The organism is Frateuria hangzhouensis (genome assembly GCF_026410505.1).
Taxonomy (GTDB): Bacteria; Pseudomonadota; Gammaproteobacteria; order Xanthomonadales; family Rhodanobacteraceae; genus Frateuria_A; species Frateuria_A hangzhouensis.
Genome location: NZ_JAPMIU010000002.1, coordinates 71,620 through 94,037 on the forward strand (window position 1 = coordinate 71,620; position 22,418 = coordinate 94,037).

At 64.8% G+C, this 22,418-nt stretch carries 13 protein-coding genes and 1 tRNA gene; all 14 read left to right on the forward strand.

Going from position 1 to position 22,418, the window contains the following annotated elements:
- Positions 1 to 160: 160 nt before the first annotated feature.
- Positions 161 to 1,450 carry a sterol desaturase family protein gene (locus tag OSC30_RS02215; protein ID WP_267170197.1) on the forward strand — a complete coding sequence of 430 codons (1,290 nt, stop codon included), beginning with the start codon at positions 161 to 163 and terminating at the stop codon, positions 1,448 to 1,450.
- Positions 1,451 to 1,801: 351 nt separating this feature from the next.
- Positions 1,802 to 3,355: an amino acid permease gene (locus tag OSC30_RS02220; protein ID WP_267170198.1), complete on the forward strand. Its 1,554-nt coding sequence runs from the start codon at positions 1,802 to 1,804 to the stop codon at positions 3,353 to 3,355.
- Between the two features lie 278 nt (positions 3,356 to 3,633).
- The gene (locus tag OSC30_RS02225) at positions 3,634 to 5,532 is read left to right on the forward strand and encodes a M61 family metallopeptidase (RefSeq protein ID WP_267170199.1); all 1,899 of its coding nucleotides are present in this window, start codon (positions 3,634 to 3,636) and stop codon (positions 5,530 to 5,532) included.
- A 217-nt stretch (positions 5,533 to 5,749) separates the two neighbouring features.
- Positions 5,750 to 7,591, forward strand: coding sequence for a M61 family metallopeptidase (locus OSC30_RS02230; protein ID WP_425474726.1), 1,842 nt, complete (start codon positions 5,750 to 5,752; stop codon positions 7,589 to 7,591).
- A gap of 286 nt (positions 7,592 to 7,877) precedes the next feature.
- Positions 7,878 to 7,954, forward strand: a tRNA-Arg gene (locus OSC30_RS02235).
- A 96-nt stretch (positions 7,955 to 8,050) separates the two neighbouring features.
- A complete protein-coding gene (gene hsdR / locus OSC30_RS02240) occupies positions 8,051 to 11,554 on the forward strand; it encodes a type I restriction-modification system endonuclease (protein ID WP_267170201.1) in 3,504 nt (1,167 codons plus the stop codon).
- Positions 11,555 to 11,657: 103 nt separating this feature from the next.
- Positions 11,658 to 12,851, forward strand: coding sequence for a Fic family protein (locus OSC30_RS02245; RefSeq protein WP_267170202.1), 1,194 nt, complete (start codon positions 11,658 to 11,660; stop codon positions 12,849 to 12,851).
- On the forward strand, positions 12,848 to 14,386 hold the full coding sequence (locus OSC30_RS02250) for a class I SAM-dependent DNA methyltransferase (RefSeq protein ID WP_267170203.1): 1,539 nt from the start codon (positions 12,848 to 12,850) through the stop codon (positions 14,384 to 14,386). The genes OSC30_RS02245 and OSC30_RS02250 overlap by 4 nt, the downstream gene beginning before the upstream one ends.
- Complete coding sequence (locus tag OSC30_RS02255; protein ID WP_267170204.1) at positions 14,379 to 15,767, forward strand: restriction endonuclease subunit S; 1,389 nt, start codon at positions 14,379 to 14,381, stop codon at positions 15,765 to 15,767. Before OSC30_RS02250 ends, OSC30_RS02255 begins: the two co-directional genes overlap by 8 nt.
- A gap of 174 nt (positions 15,768 to 15,941) precedes the next feature.
- Positions 15,942 to 16,067 carry a hypothetical protein gene (locus OSC30_RS02260; protein ID WP_267170205.1) on the forward strand — a complete coding sequence of 42 codons (126 nt, stop codon included), beginning with the start codon at positions 15,942 to 15,944 and terminating at the stop codon, positions 16,065 to 16,067.
- A gap of 9 nt (positions 16,068 to 16,076) precedes the next feature.
- Complete coding sequence (locus OSC30_RS02265) at positions 16,077 to 18,299, forward strand: McrB family protein (RefSeq protein WP_267170206.1); 2,223 nt, start codon at positions 16,077 to 16,079, stop codon at positions 18,297 to 18,299.
- The gene (gene mcrC, locus OSC30_RS02270) at positions 18,299 to 19,426 is read left to right on the forward strand and encodes a 5-methylcytosine-specific restriction endonuclease system specificity protein McrC (protein ID WP_267170207.1); all 1,128 of its coding nucleotides are present in this window, start codon (positions 18,299 to 18,301) and stop codon (positions 19,424 to 19,426) included. Before OSC30_RS02265 ends, mcrC begins: the two co-directional genes overlap by 1 nt.
- A 339-nt stretch (positions 19,427 to 19,765) precedes the next feature.
- Positions 19,766 to 20,497 (forward strand): ASCH domain-containing protein, encoded by a 732-nt coding sequence (locus OSC30_RS02275; RefSeq protein ID WP_267170208.1) that lies wholly within the window; start codon positions 19,766 to 19,768, stop codon positions 20,495 to 20,497.
- A gap of 24 nt (positions 20,498 to 20,521) precedes the next feature.
- Positions 20,522 to 22,417, forward strand: coding sequence for an anti-phage ZorAB system protein ZorA (gene zorA / locus OSC30_RS02280; RefSeq protein WP_267170209.1), 1,896 nt, complete (start codon positions 20,522 to 20,524; stop codon positions 22,415 to 22,417).
- The last annotated feature ends 1 nt before the right edge of the window (position 22,418 follow it).

Genomic DNA, 22,418 nt, shown 5'->3' on the forward strand with positions numbered 1-22,418 from the left:
TCGCTCCGGCGTTCTTTTTTTTGTCGGTTGGACTCCACCGCAGGCGCCGCTGGTTCGGGCAGCATTTTCGACGACAACCGATCCCTCTCCAAATTGGCGCAGCGCGCGGTAGGATGCAGATTCGCAGCGCGAATAGGGGGGCGGTGTTCGCCGGAAAGCCATGCACCTGCAGGAACTGATCATCACCTGGGCCACGCCGGTGTTCTTCGCCCTGATCGGCCTGGAGCTGCTGGTGGCGCGCTGGCGCGGCCGCTCGGTCTACCGCACGAACGACGCGATCAGCAGCATCGGGCTGGGTGTGATCTCGCAGGTCGCGGGCGTGTTCGGCAAGCTGCTATCGATCGGCATCTACGGTTGGGTCGCGTCGCACCTGGCGCCGCTGCAGCTTCCCGCCGACAGCGTCCTGGTGTGGGTGTCCGCGCTGCTGGCCTACGATTTCCTCTATTACTGGCTGCACCGCGCCGGGCACGAGGTGAACATCCTCTGGGCCGCGCACGTGGTGCATCACCAGAGCGAGCACTACAACCTCTCCACCGCGCTGCGCCAGACCGGCAGCGGCGTGCTGCTGGGCTGGCTGTTCTACCTGCCGATGGCGCTGGCCGGCATCCCGGTCGAAGTGTTCGCGGTGGTCGCGTTGATCGACCTGCTTTACCAGTTCTGGGTGCACACCGAGCAGGTCGGCCGGCTGGGCTGGTTCGATCGCGTGTTCTGCTCGCCCTCCAACCATCGCGCGCACCACGCGGTGAACGATCGTTACCTGGACCGCAACTACGGCGGCATCCTGATCGTGTGGGACCGGTTGTTCGGCACCTTCGTGGAAGAAGACGACACCGACCCGCCGGTGTACGGCACGCGCGCTCCGCTACGCAGCTGGAACCCGCTGTGGGCCAATGCCGAGGTGTACTGGGCGTCGATGAAGGACGCGCGGCATGCGCGCCGCTGGCGCGACAAACTGCTGGTCTTCTTCAAGCCGCCGGGCTGGCGCCCGGCCGACGTCGCCGCGCGCTACCCCAAACCGGCCTTCGACATCGGCCGCGCGCGCTTCGACCCGCCGATGTCCCGTGCGCTCACGATCTACTGCCTGATGCAGTTCGCCCTGCTGCTGGGCATGGCCACGCACTTCCTCCACCTGAGCGCGAGCGCCAGCCTGCCGACGTTGTTGGCCTACGCGACCTATCTGGTCGGTAGCCTCACCGTGCTCGGCGCGCTGATGGAAGGTCGGCGCGCTGCGCGCTGGCTCGAGGCGCTTCGCGTGCTTGCCACCGCATGGCTGCCATGGGCAACCGGACGCTGGTTCGGCGTGGTCCAGCTCGATCCCGGTGTGGCGGACACGATGCTGGTGGTTTTCGGTTTCGCCGCGTTGGCGTTGCCCTGGCTCGCTCCGGTTCGTCCGTTCGCTACGGCACCGGACGCGGGCGCGAAAGGCCACACGGCTGGCACCGCGAACTGAAGCCGGAATCTGCAGGTCGCGATTTGCTGCCAGACATTTTGTGAGGGCGCCTCGAATAAGCCTTTCGCGTGATATTTGTAGGCGCCCACTTGTGGGCGATGCTTTCGTCGCTGCGATCAGGCGTGAGGCCATCGCCCACAAGTGGGCTCCTACAGTGGTCGCCGGAAGCTTGCAGAGCTTTTCGAGTTCCCCTGCCAGGTCGCTGCGGCACTCCTGCGTCCTTGAATCGGCGCTGTTCGTGCGGTCGCCGCGTTTCCGGAACGGCCCGACGGACACCACCACCCCACCATGGGTTGCAGCCACTTGCAAGCTCCACGTTATGATCGGGGCTTGTTTTCAAGGGGACATCCGATGGGTTTTCTTTCCAGGCTCGTCCGCCGCAAGTCGGTTCAACAACTTCAATCCGAGGCCGGCGGGTCGAAGGATTTCCGGCGCACCATGGGCGTATGGCAGCTGACCGCCATCGGCGTGGGCGCCATCGTCGGCGTCGGCGTGTTCGTGCTGGCGCCCAACGAGGCCGCGCTGAACGCCGGCCCCGCCATCATCCTGAGCTTCCTGGTCGCCGGCATCGGCAGTGCCTGCGCCGCGCTGGCCTATGCCGAGTTCGCCGGCATGATTCCGGTCACCGGCAGCGCCTATACCTACGGCTACGCCGTGCTGGGCGAGTTGCCGGCGTGGATCATCGGCTGGGACCTGCTGGTCGAGTACGCGCTGATCGTGGGCGTGGTGGCGGCCGGTACATCCAATTACCTGCAATCGCTGATCATCCAGGTGACCGGTCTGCATCTGCCGGTCTGGCTGCAGGGCGCCTACGATCCGGCACAGCCGGACAGCGGCAAGGTAGTCAACCTGATCGCGGTGATCGTGGCGCTGGGGATCTCCTGGATCCAGATCATGCGCACCGAGGTCGGCGCGCGCTTCAACACCATCGTGGTGACCATGAAGGTGATCGGCGTACTGGTGGTCATCGTGGTGGGTGCGTTCTTCGTGCATGCGTCCAACTGGACCCCGTTCATCCCCGACCTCATCCACAATCCGCTCGCGACCGGCGGCACGCGCTACGGCTGGGACGGCGTGCTGGCCGCGGCGAGCATCGTGTTCTTCGCGGTGTTCGGCTACGACACGCTGACCACCGCGGCCGAGGAATCGAAAAACCCGCAGCGCGACCTGCCATTGGCGGTAATCGCCTCGCTGGGCATCTCGATGGTGATGTACCTGGCGATCTCGCTGATCCTGACGGGCATGGTGCCCTACAACGGCTGCGTCGATCCCACGCAGGCGGCCGGTCAGTGCACCAGCGGGATGATTCTGGCCAGCCAGGCGCCGGTCAGCGCCGTGTTCGAGGCACGCGGCCTGCACTGGGTCAGCGGCATCATCGACCTGGCCGCGGTGTGCGGTATCGCCAGCGTGGTGTTCGCCTTCATGCTGGGCGCCTCGCGCATCTGGTTTGCGCTGGCCCGCGACGGCCTGCTGCCGCGCTGGTTCGCCAAGGTGCACCCCACCTACGGCACGCCGTACCGGCCGACCATGCTGCTGGGCATCTTCACCGCGCTGGCCGCCGGCCTGCTGCCGATCCGCGAGCTGGCCGAACTGGTGAACATCGGCACGTTGTCGGCGTTCATCGTGATCTGCGCCTCGGTGCTGATCCTGCGCATCACCCAGCCGAACCTGGAACGCCGTTTCCGCACGCCGGCGCTGTGGCTGCTCGCCCCGCTGGGCATTGTGTTCTCGCTGTTCCTGATCATCGGCTGGCCGTGGATGACCGAAGGCCACTTCCACATGATCGGCGGCCTGGACATGGTCACCATCTGGCGCTTCCTGATCTGGATGGGCATCGGCCTGGTGATCTACTTCGCCTACGGCATGCGCAACAGCCGGCTGGGGCGCGAGAACGCCGGCGGCTGAGTTCGAACCGCCGTGATCCTCCACGAAGGCCCCCGCGGAAGCGGGGGCCTTCGTGCTTTGCGCTGTCCCCGGCAGGGGATTGCCGGTGAAAGGCGCCCGCCGCCCTGGGCCGCCTCGCATCGCGCAGCCTGCCGCTTGCCGTGACCTCTGGCAGGGGGAGGGGCGTGACCTCTGTCCTACCATCGGATGACTGCCGTGTCGGCCGCCGGGTTGCGATCCGGGCCGGCACGCCAGGCGGCGGCGCGACGCGTCGGCCGCTGTTCGCCAGGGGAGTGTGAGTGAAAGACGTTCGTTCGAAGCTGTTGGTGGTTGCGCTGGGCGCGGCCTTCTCGTGGGCTGCGCAGGCGGGCCAGGTGCCGGCGAAAGACGTGCCCTATCCGGGCATGCTGACGCTGAAGGTGGACCTTTCCGACGCACCGAAGAAGATTTTCCGCGTGCACGAAACCATCCCGGCCAAGCCGGGCGCGTTCACGCTGTACTACCCCCAGTGGATTCCCGGCGAACACTCGCCTTCGGGCCCGATCGACAACCTCGCCGGCCTGGTGATCACCGCCAACGGCAAGCGCGTGCCGTGGCGTCGCGACTTGCGCGATATGTACACGCTGCACCTGGACGTGCCCGAGGGCGCCGATGCACTCGAGCTCGATTTCCAGTTCCTCTCGCCGGGCGAGGGCGGCCAGTTCGGCGCCAGCCCGTCGTCCACGCCGAACCTGGTGGACCTGGAATTCAACCAGGTGGCGTTCTATCCGGCCGGCTACTACACGCGGCAGATCCGGATCCAGCCGACCGTGACGCTGCCCGCGGGCTGGCAGTTCGCCAGCGCGATGGAGGTGCTCTCGCGCGACGGCGCCAGCACCACCTTCAAGCCGCTCAGCTTCAACAACTTCGTCGATTCCCCGCTGGTCGCCGGCGTGCACTTCAACCGCGTGGATCTGAATCCCGGCGGCGACGTGCCGGTGCACCTGACCGTGGTGGCCGACGAGGCCGACCAGGTGAAGCTTTCCGGCGAACAGCTCAAGCAGCACCGCGCGCTGGTCGACCAGACCGGAAAGCTGTTCGGCGCGCACCACTACGAGCACTACGACTTCCTGCTCACCCTGTCCGACCACACCGGCCACTTCGGCCTGGAGCATCACCAGTCCAGTGACGACCGCCTGCCGGCGGACATGCTGGGCGACGACTCGCTCTACACCCTGGCCGCCGACCTGATGCCGCACGAATACGTGCACTCCTGGTGTGGCAAGTTCCGCCGCCCGGCCAAGCTGTGGGCGCCGGACTTCAACACGGTCGAGGAAGACGACCTGCTGTGGGTCTACGAAGGCCTGACCGACTACTGGGCCGGCGTGCTCACCGCCCGTTCGGGCATGTGGACGGCCGCGCAGTACCGCGATTCGATGGCCAGCATCGCCGCGGCCATGTCCGCGCGCACCGGCCGTTCGTGGCGTTCGCTGCAGGACACCGCCGACGCCGCGCCGCTGACCTACTTCGGTGGCGGCGGCTGGGCCAACTACCGCCGCGGCACCGATTTCTATCCCGAAGGCCAGCTGTTGTGGCTGGACGTGGACACGCAGATCCGCGCGCTCTCCGGCGGCAGCCATTCGCTGGACGACTTCGCCCGCGCCTTCTTCGGCATGGACGACGGCAGCTACGTCACCCGCACTTACACGTTCGACGACGTGGTCGACGGCCTGAACCAGGTGCAGCCCTACGACTGGAAGACCTTCCTGCGTACGCGGCTGGACTACACTGGCGATGCGCTACCCGAGCATGGCATCGCCCGCGGCGGCTGGAAGCTGGTCTACACCGACACGCCCAACGCGCAAGCCAAGGCGGCCGAGTCGTTCCGCCACAACGTCAACCTGGCCCATTCGCTGGGGCTGTCCGCGTCCAAAAGCGGCAACATCTACGACGTGCAATGGGACGGTCCGGCGTTCCGCGCCGGCCTGGTGCCGGGCCTTGCCATCGTCGCGGTCAACGGCAAGGACTTCTCGCCCGAGCGCCTGAAGGACGCCGTGGCCGCCGCGAAAACCGCCAAGGCGCCGATCGATTTGCTGGTCAAGAACGTGGACGTCTACACCACCGTCAAGGTGGACTACCACGGGGGCCTGAAATACCCGCATCTGGTCCGCGCCGATGGCAAGGACCGGCTGACCGCGATCACCACCCCGCGCAAGTAACCCAGGCAACCAACCCATCCACCCCTCACCGTTCGTCCTGAACGCAGGCCCAAAGGGCCGAAGTCGAAGGACCGGCGCGCGGCGAATGTCTTTCGACTTCGCTGCGCCACGCTCAGGAAGAACGGTCAAGTTCGAGCACCACCACCGGAGAGTCCCTTCCGTGAAAACCAAGCCCCTCGCATCCGCCCTTCTGGCCGCCGGCTTCGCGCTGGTCGCCATGCCCGCCTTCGCCGACGTGCCGCCGCCGAAGGACGTGCCCTTCAACGGCACCCTCAAGATCGAAGTGGACGCCACCGACATCGCGCACCGCGTGTTCCGCGTCCATGAAACCATCCCGGCCCAGGCCGGGCCGTTGACGCTGCTCTACCCGCAGTGGATCCCCGGCCACCATTCGCCGACCGGCCCGATCGACAAGTTCGCCGGCCTGGTGGTGAAGGCCAACGGCAAGGTGCTGCCGTGGAAGCGCGACCCGCTCAACGTCTATGCCTTCCACGTCGACGTGCCGCAGGGCGCGAGCGAGGTGCACGCCTACTTTGAATTCCTCTCGCCGCAGGACAAGCGCCAGGGCCGCGTCGTGATGACGCCGGAAATGCTCAACCTGCAGTGGGACGTCGTCTCGCTCTATCCGGCCGGCTACAACACCAACAACATCACGGCCCAGGCCAGCGCCACCTATCCGAAGGGCTGGAAGGCCGCCACCGCGCTGGAGGTGGCCTCCACCGACGGCAACACGGTCACCTACAAGCCGATCGACTACACCAACCTGGTCGACTCGCCGGTGTTCGCCGGCAAGTACTTCAAGCGCGTGGACCTGGACCCGGGCGCCAAGGTGCCGGTGTTTCTGAACCTCGTCGCCGACGATCCGAAGTACCTCGAATTCACGCCCGAGCAGATCAAGCCGCATCGCGAGCTGATCCAGCAGATGTACAAGCTCTACGGCGCGCACCACTACGACCACTACGACTTCCTGGTCTCGCTCACCGAAAAGATGAGCGGCATCGGCCTGGAGCACCACCGCTCCAGCGAAGACGGCCTGAGCGCCGACTACTTCACCGAGTGGGACAAGAACGTCTACGCGCGCGACCTGTTCTCGCACGAGTTCAACCACTCCTGGGACGGCAAGTACCGTCGCGGCGCCGACCTGACCACGCCCAACTACAATGTGCCGATGGGCGACACCCTGCTGTGGGTGTACGAAGGCCAGACCCAGTTCTGGGGCAACGTGATCGCCGCCCGCTCCGGCCTGTGGAACAAGGACGAGACGCTGGACATGTTCGCGCTGGTCGCCGCCACCTACGACAAGGGCCGCCCGGGCCTGGCCAGCTGGCGCAACGTGCAGGACACCACCAACGACCCGACCATCGCCCAACGCAGCCCGCTGCCGTACCGCAACTACCAGTCCAGCGAGGACTACTACTCCGCCGGCGCGATGATCTGGCTGGACGTCGACGGCAAGCTGCGCGAGCTGTCGCACGGCAAGAAGAAGATCGACGACTTCGCCCGCGCGTTCTTCGGCATGAACAACGGTGACTGGAGCGTCAACACCTACACCTTCGAGGACGTGGTCAAGACCCTCAACGACATCGCGCCGTACGACTGGTCCAGCTACCTGCGCAAGCGCCTGGACGACCACGGCCCGCTGATCGGCGGCATCGCCTCGCACGGCTGGAAGCTGGTCTACACCGACAAGCCCTCCAAGGCGGTCAAGGCGATGGAATCGCGCCGCCACTTCACCGACATGACCTACTCGCTGGGCCTGTCGCTCGGCAAGGACGGCTCCATCGCCGACGTGCTGTGGGACGGCCCCGCGTTCAAGGCCGGCCTGTCGCCCGCGATGACGGTCGTGGCGGTCAACGGCAAGGAATTCTCCGGCGACGCGGTCAAGGACGCGGTCACCGCCGCGGCGAAGAACAAGAACCAGCCGGTGGAACTGCTGGTGAAGAACTTCGACGAGTACAAGACCGTCCGCATCGACTACCACGACGGCCTCAAGTACCCGCACCTGGTCCGCGACAAGAGCAAGCCCGACACCCTGTCGGACCTGATCAAGCCGCTCTAACCCGCTCCGCTCCCTCTCCCCTCCGGGGAGAGGGCCGGGGTGAGGGGCCAAGGCTTGCCAAGGCCCCGATCGAAAGCCAAGAACCAAAGCCCCTCTCCCGTCGGGAGAGGGGTTGGGGAGAGGGTCCGGAAGAACCTCAGCAGCACGCGTCGCCTGCACCCCACCCGCCCTCCGGGCACCCTCTCCCGCTGGAAGAGGGAACCCCCATGAACCACCCCACCCAACTCCGCTATACTGCCCGTCCGCCGAGGATCCACCCGATCCCCCGCGCACGCCGCAACACCACGCGCCTGTAGCTCAGCCGGATAGAGTAGTGGCTTCCGAAGCCATTGGTCGGGGGTTCGAATCCCTCCAGGCGCGCCATTTCCTGGTTCAAACGACACCTCACCGAGGTCGACGACATCGCTCGTCCCTGAGTCCCTGCGCTAGTATCGGTGAAAGGGGAACACCGGGTTGGGCATGGCGACCGTGGATAACAGCTCGTTGCAAGGCGATGGCGGAAACTTTTCGTTTCTAGGCGAGCACGCACCCATCCTCCTGCAGCTGGCCCGCACGGCCGAGCAGATTTTTGCCAGCGATCCCAACACCACGTTGATCAAGCTTCGGCAGTTGGGCGAAGCGCTGGCGCAGGATCTGGCCACCCGTTCCGGCGTCGAATTCGATGCGACCATCGCTCAGTCCGAGTTGCTTTACCGGATAAACCGGGAGCTCCACCTGGACCCGGCCATCAACGGCCTGTTCCACACGTTGCGGGTGGAAGGCAACAAGGCAACGCACGGATTCACCACCCGCCACCGTGAAGCGATGGACGGGTTGAAGGTCGCGCGTGAACTGGCCATCTGGTATCACCGCTCCTTTGGCAAGGCGGGAAGCGAGTTCAAGCCCGGGCCCTTCGTTCCGCCGCGTGATCCCAGCGAAGCGTTGCGTGATCTGAAGGCCAGGATCGAGCAACTCAGCATGCAGCTGGGCCAATCGCACGAAGCGTTGCAGCAAAACCAGCAGTTGATCGAGCTGCAGCGCTGCGAACGTGAGGAAGCCATGGCGCTGGCCGAGGCCATGGATGCCGAGGCGCGTGATTATCAGGGCCTGGCAGCCGCCCGCGACGCCGAACTCACCAGGCTGAAGACCGAGTTCGAACACCGGCTGGCAAGCGTGCGTGCTGAGTTGGAGGCAAGCCCCCAACTCACGCAACAAGTCCAGAAAAAGACCCAGCGCGCCAGTCATGCGTTCGACCTGACCGAGGATCTCACCCGCATCCTCATCGACCAGCAACTGCAAACCGCCGGTTGGGAAGCCGATTCGCTCGACCTGATCCATGCCAAGGGCAGCCGCCCCGAGAAGGGCCGCAACAAGGCGATCGCCGAATGGCCGACCAGCAGCCCCAAGGCCTGCGCCGACTACGTGCTTTTCGCTGGCATGACGCCCGTCGGAATCGTCGAAGCCAAACGCAAGCGGCTCAACGTTGCCGAGCGCATCCCGCAGGCCGAACGCTATGCGCGTGACCTGCCGATCGCCGACGGCCTCGAACCGGCGTGGCCAGCCGTGGCGCCGGTGCCCGGTTGGCCGGACGGGCAGAGCGGGCTGTTCAAGGTGCCGTTCGCCTTTGCGTGCAACGGCCGACCCTACATCGCCCAGTTGGCCGAGCAATCGGGTACCTGGTTCCGTGATCTGCGCAGCCCCGCAAACCAGCGGCGCGCCCTGCGGGACTTCTACACGCCAGGTGGACTGCTGGATCTTCTCGCCCGCGATCGCGCGCTGGCGGAGCAAAAGCTGCAGCAGGAAGGGTTCGGCTACCTCAAGCTGCGCGACTACCAATGCAACGCCATCGCAGCGGTAGAACGCGCATTGGCCGACAACCAGCGCCACTGCCTGCTGGCCATGGCCACCGGCACTGGAAAGACGCGCACCATCATCGGCCTGATGTACCGGCTGCTCAAAGCCGAGCGCTTCCGTCGCATCCTGTTCCTGGTCGATCGCAACGCGCTGGGCAAGCAGGCCCGCGACGCGTTCGACGAGGCGACCCTGGAGCAGAACCACACGCTCTCGCAGGTCTACGACATCAAGGACCTCGGCGACATGGCGGCCGAGGCCGAAACCCGCATCCAGGTCGCCACCGTGCAGGCCATGGTGCGGCGCATCTTCCAGTCGGACACGCCGCCGCCGGTCGACCAGTTCGATTGCATCATCGTCGACGAGGCGCACCGCGGTTACACGCTCGACCAGGAGATGACCGAGGGCGAGCTGACCGTGCGCGACGCTCAGCAATACATGTCGCAATACCGGCGCGTGCTGGACTACTTCGACGCCTGTCGCGTGGGGCTTACGGCAACGCCGGCCAAACACACCACCGAAATCTTCGGCAAGCCGGTGTTCACCTACAGCTACCGCGAAGCGGTGGCGGACGACTGGCTGATCGATCACGAGCCGCCCATCCGCTACGAAACCCAGCTCGGGCGCCATGGCATCCACTTCGACAAGGGCGAGCAGGTCGAGGTGATCAATGCGCGCACTGGCGAGGTGGACTCCGCCGAGCTTGAGGACGAGCTCGATTTCAACATTGAATCGTTCAATCGCCGGGTCATCACGCCCGAGTTCGATCGGGTGATCTGCACCGAGCTGGCCAAGGAGCTGGACCCGGAGGGCGAAGAAAAGACCCTGATCTTCTGCGTCAACCAAGCCCACGCGGTGCGTATCAAGCACCTGCTCGATGCCGCATTCTCCGCGCTGCACGGCGACAGCTACCAGCAAGCCGCGGTGGAGGTCATTACCGGGCAGAGTGACAAAGTCGACACCTTGATCCGGCGCTACAAGAACGAGCGCTACCCCAACATCGCGATCACCGTGGACCTGCTCACCACCGGCATCGACGTGCCGGCGATCGCCCATATCGTTTTCATGCGCCGCGTGCGCTCGCGCATCCTCTACGAGCAGATGAAAGGGCGCGCGACGCGCCGTTGCGACGCGATCGGCAAGACCGTGTTCCGCATCTACGACCCGGTTGACCTGTACGCCGCGCTCGAGGCGGTCGACACCATGAAGCCGTTGGTGAAAGACCCCAACGTCACCATCGAGCAGTTGGTGCGCGAGGTGCAGGACGAGCGCAGTGCCAAGGTGCCCGGCAGCCAGCCGGGTCACAGCCATGCCGATGATGCGCTCGACCAGCTCAGCCAGCGCGTCATGCGCATCCTGCGCCGCGCCAGCCACAAGGCCGAGCGCAGGCCGGAGCTGAAGCAGCGCCTCGACCAGCTCGAAGGAGCCTGGGGCGTCGCACCCACCGAGCTTCATCGCCACCTGCGCCAGCTCGGTCCGCAAGGCGCGACCGCCTTTCTGGGAGAACACCCGCAGCTGCTGGAACAGTTGAACCAGGTCCAACAGCTGGGATCGACCGACTACCCGGTGCTCGCGCCACACGCGGACCGGCTTCTGGCGCGCGAGCAGAACTACGGCATCCGCGAGAAGCCCGGGGATTACCTGGAGAGCTTCAACCAGTTCATCCGCCAGCAACTCAACCAGTCCGTCGCCTTGGGTGTAGTGGTCAACCGACCGCGCGATCTCACGCGGGCGCAGTTGCGCGAGGTACGCCTGCTGCTGGATCAAAACGGCTACAGCGAGGTCAACCTCAGCAGTGCCTGGCGCGACCAGACCCAGCAGACCATCGCGGCCAGCATCGTCGGCTACATCCGGCAGGCTGCGCTGGGCGAAGCATTGGTCCCGTTCGACCAGCGTGTTGGCCGGGCCATGCAGCGGATCTACCAGGAACACGCCTGGACACCGGTACAGCGGCGCTGGCTGGAGCGTCTGGCCCAGCAACTGGTGCACGAAGTGGTGATCGATCGCCCGGTGGTCCAGCGCAATTTCGAGTCCGACGGCGGCACGGCCCGCCTTGATCGGCTGCTCAGCGGCCGGCTGGATGATGTACTGCAGGCGTTGAACGATCACCTCTGGGAGCAGGCCGTCGCCTGACACGCGCCCGCGGGCTGGTCAGTGAGCCGAATCCAGCGCATAATCAGCTCATCAACCGAGCCGAATAACCGATTTAATCGGCTCAAGACCCGGAGCACTGCGCTTGGACCGCCCCCGCTGGATCTGGCAACAACCGCAATGGCCGCACTTCCGTTGGCAGGCCGAAGCGCTGGCGCCGCTGCTGCGAGACTGCCAACAAGCGCAAGGCCGGCTGCTGGGCATGGCCGGCGCCATTGCGGGTGACGCCCAGGCGCAGGGCGAACTCGACACGCTGCTGCAGAACATCATCACCTCGTCCGCCATCGAGGGCGAACAGCTCAACGTCGCCTCCGTGCGCTCGTCCCTGGCCCGCCGACTCGGCGTCGACCGGGACGCAGGGGCGCGTCCAACGCCGCGAAGCGAAGGCCTGGCCGCGCTGATGCTCGATGCCACCCAGCACTACGACCGGCCGCTGGACCTATCACGCCTGATGCGCTGGCATGCGTGGCTGTTCCCGGTACAGGACACCGTACTGGCGCACCCGGTCCGCGCCGGCCGGCTGCGCGGCGACGAGCCCATGCAGGTGGTGTCCGGGCGCATCGATCGCCCCACCGTGCATTTCGAGGCGCCGCCGCGCGAGGGGCTGGAGGCACGGCTCGACGCCTTCCTCGACTGGTTCAATCGCAGCCGCAGGGACGCCACGCTCGACCCGCTGCTGCGCGCCGGCATGGCGCATTTCTGGTTTGTCACCCTGCATCCGTTCGACGACGGCAACGGCCGCCTCACCCGCGCCATCACCGATCTGGCGCTGGCTCAAGGCCAGCACCAGGCCATCCGCTTCCATGCGATGTCCGCCAGCATCCTGGCCGATCGCGCGGGCTACTACCGCGTGCTCGAATCCAGCCAGAAGGCCGGCCTGGACATCACCGCCTGGCTGCAGTGGTTCCTGACCACGCTGCTAGCCAGCCTGCACGACGCGTTGCAGCGCATCGACCGCGTGCTGGCCAAGGCCCGCTTCTGGCAGCAGCACCATCAGCACGGACTGCTGGCCGAACAGATCAAGGTGCTCAACCGCCTGCTCGACGGCGGCGAACGCGGTTTCGAGCAGGGCATCAGCGCGGCCAAATACCAGGCGGTGGCCAAGGTGTCCAAGGCCACCGCCACCCGGCACCTGGCCGACCTGCTGGACAAGGGCTGCCTCGAGCGCCTGCCCGGCGGCGGTCGCAGTACGCGCTACCAGATCAAGTCCGATCACTTAAAAACAGCGGCCAGCGCGTTGCCGTTGCCGGCCCCTCTTTCCGTTCAGAGCAACCCATGACCCAGAACGACATCGTCCAGAAACTCTGGAACCTCTGCGACGTCCTGCGCGACGACGGCATCAACTACAGCGACTACGTCACCGAGCTGGTACTGCTGCTGTTCGTCAAGATGGAATACGAGCAGGTGCAGAACAACGCCGACTTCGAGCACAAGCTGCCCGAAGGCTGCCGCTGGCCCGACCTCACCAGCCAGTCCGGCACCAACCTGTATTTCCACTACCGCAAGATGCTGCTCGATCTGAGCATGAGCCACGATCCGATGATCGCGGCCATCTATGCCGACGCGCAGACCCGTCTCAAGGAACCGCGCCATCTGGAGCAACTGGTCAAAAGCCTCGATGGCCTGGACTGGTTCAGCGCGCGCGAAGACGGCCTGGGCGATCTCTATGAAGGCCTGCTGGAAAAGAACGCCAACGAAACTAAATCCGGCGCCGGCCAATATTTCACTCCGCGCGCGCTGATCGACGCCATCATCCGCTGCATCCAGCCGCAGCCCGGCGAAACCATCCAGGATCCGGCCGCCGGCACGGCCGGCTTCCTGATCGCCGCCGACAACTACATCAAGCAGCACACCGACGACCTCTACACGCTGGACGACAAGGCCCGCCGTTTCCAGCGCCGCAAGGCCTACGTCGGCATGGAGCTGGTGCCCGGCACGCGCCGGCTGGCGCTGATGAACTGCCTGCTGCACGGCATCGAAGGCGAAGGCGAAGGCGTGGTCCAGCTCGGCAACAGCTTGGGCAACCCCGGCGCCAACCTCGAGCCGGTGCAGATCATGCTGTCCAATCCGCCCTTCGGCACCGCCAAGGGCGGCGGCGGCCCCACCCGCGACGACCTCACCTTCCACACCAGCAACAAGCAGCTGGCGTTCCTGCAGCACATCTACCGCGGCCTCAAACCCGGCGGCCGCGCCGCCGTGGTGCTGCCGGACAACGTATTGTTCGAGGCCGGCGTCGGCACTGACGTGCGCCGCGACCTGATGGACAAGTGCAACCTGCACACCATCCTGCGCCTGCCCACCGGCATCTTCTACGCCCAGGGCGTCAAGACCAACGTGCTGTTCTTCCAGAAAGGCAGCCCCGCCAGCCCGCGCCAGGACACCGGCTGCACGCAAGCGGTGTGGATCTACGACCTGCGCAGCAACATGCCCAGCTTCGGCAAGCGCACCCCGTTCGGCCCCACGCACTTGAAGCCGTTCGAAGAAGCTTACGGCGCCGACCCCAACGGCCGCAGCCAGCGCACCGACGAAGGCGAACAAGGCCGCTTCCGCTGCTTCAACCGCACGCAGATCAGCGAGCGCGGCGACTCGCTGGACATCAGTTGGCTGAAGGACGCCGACAGCGTCGATGCCAACGACCTGCCGGCGCCCGAGGTGCTGGCTGGCGAGGCGATGGCCGAGTTGAGCGAAGCGATGCGCGAGCTGGATGCGCTGATGCAGGCGTTGGGCGCGGGCGATGAGGCGCTGGCCCAGAAGCGGCTGCTGGCCGAGGTGATGGGGCTGGATGTGGCGCAGGGCGAGGTGGAAGGTGAGTGAGTTGTCGGATACTTGGGCTGAAGTGACGATAGGCGAGATCAACGCCTACAAGTCCGAGACTTTGGATCCCTCAAAGAACCAACAGCGGACGTACGAGCTTTATAGCGTTCCAATCTTTCCGACGCGCAAGCCGGAGCTCCTGGCCGGAAAAGAAATTGGATCGACCAAACAAAGGGTCGAGCCGGAAGACGTGCTCCTGTGCAAGATCAACCCGCGCATCAACCGCGTTTGGATCGTGGGCGAGCGGGCCGAGCACGAACAGATAGCCTCATCGGAATGGATTGCTATCCGTCAGCCGCTCTTGGACGCCAACTTTATTCGCTATCAGTTGAGCGAAGCCTCCTTCCGAGATCGCTTGTGCGCGGAAGTTTCGGGAGTGGGTGGCTCTCTGACACGCGCGCAACCCAAGAAAGTCGAGGGCTACACAATACGCATTGCACCTGTCGCGGAGCAAAAGCGCATCGCGCAGAAGCTGGATGCGCTGCTGGCCCAGGTCGACACCCTCAAGGCCCGCATCGACGCGATCCCCGCCCTGCTCAAGCGCTTCCGTCAGTCTGTCTTGGCTTCCGCCGTATCTGGCATGTTTCCTTTTCCGCGTAAAGACGGAGGCGATCCCATAACGACGCGCGAGGCAAAGCTGGCGCTTGGCGATGAACTCATCTCTATCCCGACCAGTTGGACCATCGCATCACTTGGCCAAGTGATTAACCCGCTGAGGAAGCTTTGCTACGGGGTGGTGCAACCAGGCGCCGCTGATGTAGAGCAAGGCGTTGAAATGGTCCGCGTGTGCGACATCGATGACGGTCAGATCGCTTGGCAGAATCTTCGGAAGATCAGCCGCACGGTTGACTCCGAATATCGACGCTCAAGGGTTATGACAGGAGATGTGGTCTTGTCGATTGTGGGATCAATCGGTCGTGCCGCAATTGTACGAAGCGCCAGGGAAGTGAACATTGCAAGAGCGGTCGCGCGCATCTCGCCCGAGACTTCAAAAGCATCAGCTGAATGGATCTTCTATTGGCTTTCATGCCCCAGCGTTCAGTGGTGGCTGATCAGCTCGTCGAAGGAGGTCGCCAGGAAAACGTTGAATTTGAAGGAGCTTTCCGAGCTGCCGGTACCGCTGCCGCCTCTGTCAGAACAAACCGAAATCGTCCGCCGCGTCGAACAGCTCTTCGCCTTCGCCGACCAGCTGGAAGCCAAGGTCGCCGCCGCCAGGCAGCGCATCGACATGCTGACCCAGAGCATCCTCGTCAAGGCCTTCCGCGGCGAGCTGGTTCCGCATGATCCCAACGACGAGCCGGCCAGCGTGCTGCTCGAACGCATCCGCGCCAAGCGCGCCGCGGCGCCCAAGCCCCGGCGCGGGCGCAAGGCATCGACATGATCGTAAGGTTCAGGGCCCTCGCCAAGGTTCTTGCTGCATCAACACAGGGACTCGGCTTCCGGCCCGGCCTGCGGAGAGCAACATCCAGATGGTTTTTTCGCGCGAGCGTGTGCCTGGCATCCGGCACGTATGCGCGATTGAGCGGTAGTAACGGGCATCGACGAAATCGTCCGCTTGCTGCCCGAGGTTGGCGAGCGCGGCGCGAGGAAGGCACAGCGCAAGGCGCGGTTGGCCCACGTGATCGCCGCGAATGAGATGGTGATCGAGAAGACGAGCAACGACATCAAGCAGTACGACTGAGGGGGCGAGATGAGCAAGGAAGATAAGGGTGGAACATCCAGGGCGGCCTGGTTTGTCGGCGCCAGTTTCGGTGGCACGGATGATCAAAGCGAACGATTCCTTGCCGATGGTGTGTGGGAGATAAGTAACCCGACTCCCAAGGAACGCACCGTCGTGCGATCCATGCAGGTTGGTGAGAGGATTGCGATCAAGGCGGCGTATACACGCAAAAACAACCTTCCGTTCGACAACCGAGGGCATTCGGTATCGACCATGGCGATCAAGGCCATCGGCGTGATCGTGTCCAATCCGAACGACGGTGAGCGCATCCAGGTGGACTGGGAGCGCGTCGAGCCGCTGCGTGAGTGGTACTTCTATACCTATCGTCCCACGATCTGGCGCGTAGAACCCGGCGCATGGCAAACCGACGCATTATTGGCGTTCGCATTCCAGGGCGAGCCGCAGGATGTCGATCGCTTCCGCAACGCGCCTTTCTGGCGCGAACGCTTTGGCACCGTTCCTGCCGAGGAGAAGCGCTTCAAATGGACCGAGTTCTACGAGGCTGTTGCCGACAAATTGCTGGCATACAGCAGGGATCGTACGCCGCTGATCGAAGGCATCCACGAAATTGCGTCACGTGTCGCCGGCCTTGGCTATCTACAGGACAAATTCGCCGATGGCAGCAGTGGGCCCTTGCGGGATATCTGCCCGTTTACGGCGATGGGCACCTTCAACCGCTCGATGACCGACGCGAACCGTCGAACAATTGCAGCCGAGTTGGCAAAGCTTATTGGCGTCACCGTACCGGTACCGGATTCCTTCGAGGGCATACCGGTACTCAACAATCAGCGCTCGTGGTTCTTCCGTTACGCGGACAAGCGAGGAGCTGACGACATCGATAGGCTGTGGAGCGTATTCGCGGCCGGCGCGGACCTCGTGAACGACGAGGGCCACAAAGCAGAATCCGCTTTCGCGGAAGCCTACGACCGGGCAGGCAACGTGTGGGGCGTGGCGTGGAATCTTTCCACGGGGCTGTACTGGGCGCACCCATGGGACTTCCCGACGCTGGACAGCCAATCGCGCCACTATCTGGATGCGCGACTGCAACAGCCCGTTGCCAGCACCGGCCAGGACGCGTGCGATGCAAAGAGCTACCTGGCATTGAGGGACGCGTTGCTGGTCCACTTCGATGAAGACGATTATCCGGTACACAGTTTCCCCGAGCTGTCGCTTGCTGCGTGGCAGTACAAGGATCCTGCCGAGGTTGCCGGTTCGCCGGCGGAGGTAGAGCCGGAAGGGTCTGGTGGACAGGAGCCGGGCGAGCCGTTGCCGGATGCCTTTCAGCCAGCGCCGCCCATCGTGCCCTACGCCATTGAGGACATTTTGAAAGACGGGTGCTTTCTCGGGCAGGACGAGATCGCCCTTTTGCTTGAGCGCTTGCGGACGAAGAAGAACCTCATCCTGCAGGGCCCGCCCGGCACCGGCAAGTCATGGTTGGCCAAACGGCTGGCTTTCGCCCTGATCGGGCAGAAGGATGACAGCAGAGTTCGGGCCGTGCAGTTCCATCCAAACCTGTCTTACGAAGACTTTGTAAGAGGCTGGCGCCCCACCGGCGAAGGGAAGTTATCGCTGGCTGACGGCGTGTTCATGGAGGCGATCAAGGCAGCCGCCAGGGAGCCGTCGTCGAAGTTCGTGGTGGTGATCGAGGAGGTCAACCGAGGCAATCCCGCGCAAATCTTCGGTGAACTGTTGACGCTGCTGGAAGCCGGCAAGCGCACGCCACGCGAAGCCATCGAACTGTGCTACCCCGATGCCGATGGCAAGCGTCGCCCGCTCCACGTCCCGGAAAATCTGTACATCGTGGGCACAATGAATATTGCGGACCGCTCGCTGGCGCTGGTCGACCTGGCGCTGCGTCGCCGCTTTGCTTTTGTCGGCCTGGAACCGAGGCTGGGCCAGGTCTGGCGCGACTGGGTAGTGAACGAGTGCGGCCTAGACCCAGAGCTTGTCGCCGATGTCGAGAGCCGGATTCTTCACTTGAATGAGCAGATTGCGTCCGATCCGAGACTCGGCAAGCCATTCTGTGTCGGCCACAGCTATGTGACCCCGCCACACCGCCTAGACCCCGATGGCACTAGGCGCTGGTTCAAGCAGGTGGTGGAGACCGAGCTGGCTCCGCTGCTCGACGAATACTGGTTCGACGCGCCGGAGGAGTCGAACAAAGCCGCTGCGCGGCTGGTGCAGGGCTGGTGATGAGCGCAGTTGCCTATCAGGTGGATGGCGCGACGGATATCGCAGAGGGATACATCGGGCGGATTCCAGTACGCAACCTGTGGTTGTTGATGCTGTATGCGTCCGACCTTTTTCGGATGCGAGGCATCGGCAAGGTTGGCCTAGAAGACAGCCCGGAGGATCTGCCCGATCTGGTCGCCCAGATGCTTGCCCGAGCGGTCGAGCTTCGGCAGCGTCGGCAGCTGAGTTTCGGTTATCGATCGCGGGACGCTCGATTGAACCGTGTGCGCGGTCGCATCGATGTCCTGACGACCGAGCGCCATCAGTTGCTGAGTCGGGGCCTGGTCGCATGCAGGTTTGACGAGTTGACTGTCGACACGCCGCGCAATCGCTTTGTTCGTGCAGCGCTCGAGACGATTTCCAGCATCGTGCGGAGCAAGCACGTTGCGCACCGTTGCCGCGGTCTCGCCAGCAGCATGAAGGCCATGGGCGTCTGTGGGGAGGTGCCTGCCCGGGCACGGATGAGCATGGAGAGATTCGGCCGCAATGATGCCGATGACCAGTTCATGGTGGCGGTGGCGAAGCTGGCATTTGATCTCGCCTTGCCGACGGAAGGCGCTGGGTCAAATGTGTTATCGCTGCCAAGTCGTGAGGAAACGTGGGTGCGGCGATTGTTCGAGCGGGCGGTCGGCGGATTCTATGCCGTGGCGTTGAGCCCGCATGGCTGGCACGTACAGTGCGGCAAGAGGCTCGAATGGCAGGTTGAAGCCGGCACCGCGGGCGTTGGCAAGATCCTGCCGATGATGAAGACCGATGTAGTGCTCGACCATCTGGCCAGCGGGCAGCGGATTGTGATCGACACCAAGTTCACTTCGATCGTCACAAGCGGCTGGTACCGCGAAGAAACCCTGCGCAGTGGCTACGTTTACCAGATCTATGCCTATCTGCACTCTCAGGTTGCACAGGGTGACGTACTTGCGGACAACGCCCACGGCTTGTTGCTGCATCCGGCCATCAGCAAAGAGGTCGATGAGCTCGTTGTCATCCAGGGACGGAAGATCAGGTTTGCCACGGTGGACCTCGCTGCTACGTCTGCAGAGCTGAGAACAAGACTGTTGAGCTTGTGCAGCGAGGGGTGGGCTGGATAGTTTTTCGGGCGTTTTCATCAGCGTTCCAGCTACTGGCGGGATCGGATCGACTTCGAGGCTGAAGCGGGACCCAGTATTCGGGCTGGCGACGCTGGCCTGCACGGCTATCTCGGCGGCGAGCCAATGCCGCAGGATCCCAACGACGAGACGGCCAGCGTGCTGCTGGAGCGCGTCCGCGCTCAGCGCACCGCCGCGCCTAGGCCTCCGCGGGGGCCTAGGCAATCGGTGTCCGCAAGGATGCCCCCGGTCTGATGCGTGACCGTACCCGCTAGCCCCGGGCACGATTCAAGCCCCGGAAGTTTCTGCCGATACAGCCAGCCTGTAGCGAAGGGTCATGGCGTGAAGGGCCTCATCATCGACGAGCCGTGGCTCGGCAACATCCTGCGCGGCGAAAAGGTCTGGGAAATGCGCACGACTGCGACGTCCGTGCGCGGTCGGATTGCGCTGATCCGCAAGGGCAGCGGCCGGGTGGTGGGCGTGGCCGAGTTGGTCGATTCGATCGGGCCGCTCGATGCCATCGCCTGCCGCGCCCATCGCGACAAGCACCGGATTCCGTCCGAGCAGGACGAGGCGCTGCTGCGCTGGAACCATGCCTGGGTGCTGCGCGACGCCCGCCCGCTGGTGCAGCCGGTGGCCTACCAGCACCCGAACGGCGCGGTGATCTGGGTCCGGTTGCCGGACGCGGTCGCGCAGCAGATCGTGCCGGACTTTGGCAGCGCCGGTCGTGCGGGCTTGCCGCCAGCGGTCCGGCGCGCGGGCGCTTCTTCGGCGCGCCATGCCGCGGTTCCGGGCAATCCCGCGGAACCACCGACCGACGCTCCGCTTTCCGACCAACCCTCGATGGTGCCGGTAGCCAAATGCGGCAGCTGGTTCGGTCCCCATCTGGCCCGTCGCGGGTGTTTCACGATTGGCGCCAAAGGCGAGGAAGTTTCCCTTGCCGACTACGCCCAGGCGCTGGCGGCCTTGCGCGCCATGCGGGCGCCCCGCTGGCGCCGTCCGAACAGCAACGGCAACTGGGGCATCGTCACCGGCGTGCGCTGGTGTCACCCCGACGAACTCGAAAGCTTCTAGCAACACTGCATTGGACCTACCCCTATGAGCGATTTCCTCCACCTGGTCACGGCGGACTGGTTGCACCAGCTCCTGGCCGGCGTCCTCCTTGTGCTGGTGCTGTTCTTTATCTGGCACGTGCTGATCAAGGGCCTGTGGCTTACCTGGCGGCTTGGTCAGCTGCGCAAGAAGATCGGCGCGCTCGGCAAGGAGCCGCCCGCGCGCATCAAGGCCGCCCTGACCCGCGTCTTCGAGGGCACGCCATGGAAGGACGCTTGGCGGGAATACGAGGAAACCCTGCACGAGCAGGTCGACCCGTCCCGCGCCGAGCCGACCGTACTCGGCGTGCGGGCCACGGTGCAGGCCGAAGCGTTCTTCCATACCGAAGCGCTCGTGGACGATCCGCTGCATATCGAGTTCTACAAGCATTTGCCGGGCATCCTCACCGGCATCGGCATCATCGCCACCTTCCTGGGCCTGATCACCGGTTTGCAGCAGTTCGACGCGTCGGCCACCGAGCCTGAAGCGTTGAAGCACAGCCTGAGCGGCCTGTTCGACTACGTGCGCCACGCGTTCATGTTCTCGGCGCTCGCGATCGGTATGGCCATGCTGCTCACGATTCTCGAAAAGGTGATCTTCAACCTTTGCGTGCATCGCGCCGTGGGCGTGGCGGCCGAACTGGACGCGCTGTTCCGTGCGGGCCTGGGTGAGGAATATCTGTCGCGGCTGGTCAAGTCTTCGGAGGATGGCGCCACCCAGACCAAGCACCTCAAAGAGAGCCTTGTCCAGGATCTCAAGGCGCTGCTGACCAACCTGACCGAGCAACAGATCCAGGCGACGCGCCAGCTCTCCAGCGACATCGGCCAGAGCCTGCATGCCAGCCTGCAGGAGCCGTTGCAGAAAATCGCCGACACGGTCGAGCGGGCCAGCGGCGACCAGTCGGCGAACTCGGCGCGGATGCTCGAGAACCTGATGAGCGCGTTCATGGCGCAGATGAAGGAAACCATGGGCGGCCAGCTGGGCGACCTCAGCGGCCTGATGCAGCAGACCACCCAGGCGGTGGCGCAGGTGGAGTCGACCTTGCGCGGCCTGGTCGCCGACATGGAGCGCAGTTCGCAGGCCTCCGCCAGTGGCATGCAGGCGGCGGTGAAGGGCCTGATCCAGTCGCTGGCCGATCACCAGAACCAGCTGGCGCAAAGCGCAGCCACACAACAGTCGCAGGCATTGGACCAGATGCAGGAGGCGCTGCAGCGCATGGCCGAGGCACAGGAAGCTTCCATGCGTCGCACGCAGGAGGCGAGCAGCACCGCCAGCGAGCAGATCGGCCGGGTGACCGCCCAGTCGATCAGCGCCAGCCAGCAGGCGACGGAGGCCGCGCAGGCGTTGCTGTCCGGCGTGCAGCAGGTGTCCATCGACGCCATCCAGGGGCTCGAGCAGGGAGCTACGCGCATCGCCGCCTCGGTCTCCGCCATGGACGCTGTGGCCGAACGCCTCACGCGCGCGGGCCAGTCGCTCAGTGGCCTGCAGGAGCAGTCAATGGAAGCCACCGGCAAGCTCGAGCGCGCCTCGACCACGCTGGGCACCGGTGCGCAGACCCTCTCCCAGGCCATGACGGCGCTGGGGCAGGCGTCCATGCGGTTCGAAGGCGTGTCCGGCTTGATGGCCAGCGAAACGCAGGCGCGCGAGGTGACCTTGCGCGAGATCCAGAGCGTGCTGGTCAAGAGCCGGGAGGCTTCGGAGCTGTTTGGCCAGCTCACCGGCGAGGTCGAGAAGCACCTGGTTGACGGTGTCGACCGGTTTGGCGATGCCACGTCAAAGGTCTTGGACAACGTCCTGAAGCAGTACGACAACGCGCTGGGCTCGACCGTATCGATGCTTAAGGAAACGATGGACGAGCTTCGCGACGCCACCGCCGATCGCATCGGCGTGCTGGAGCGCTAAC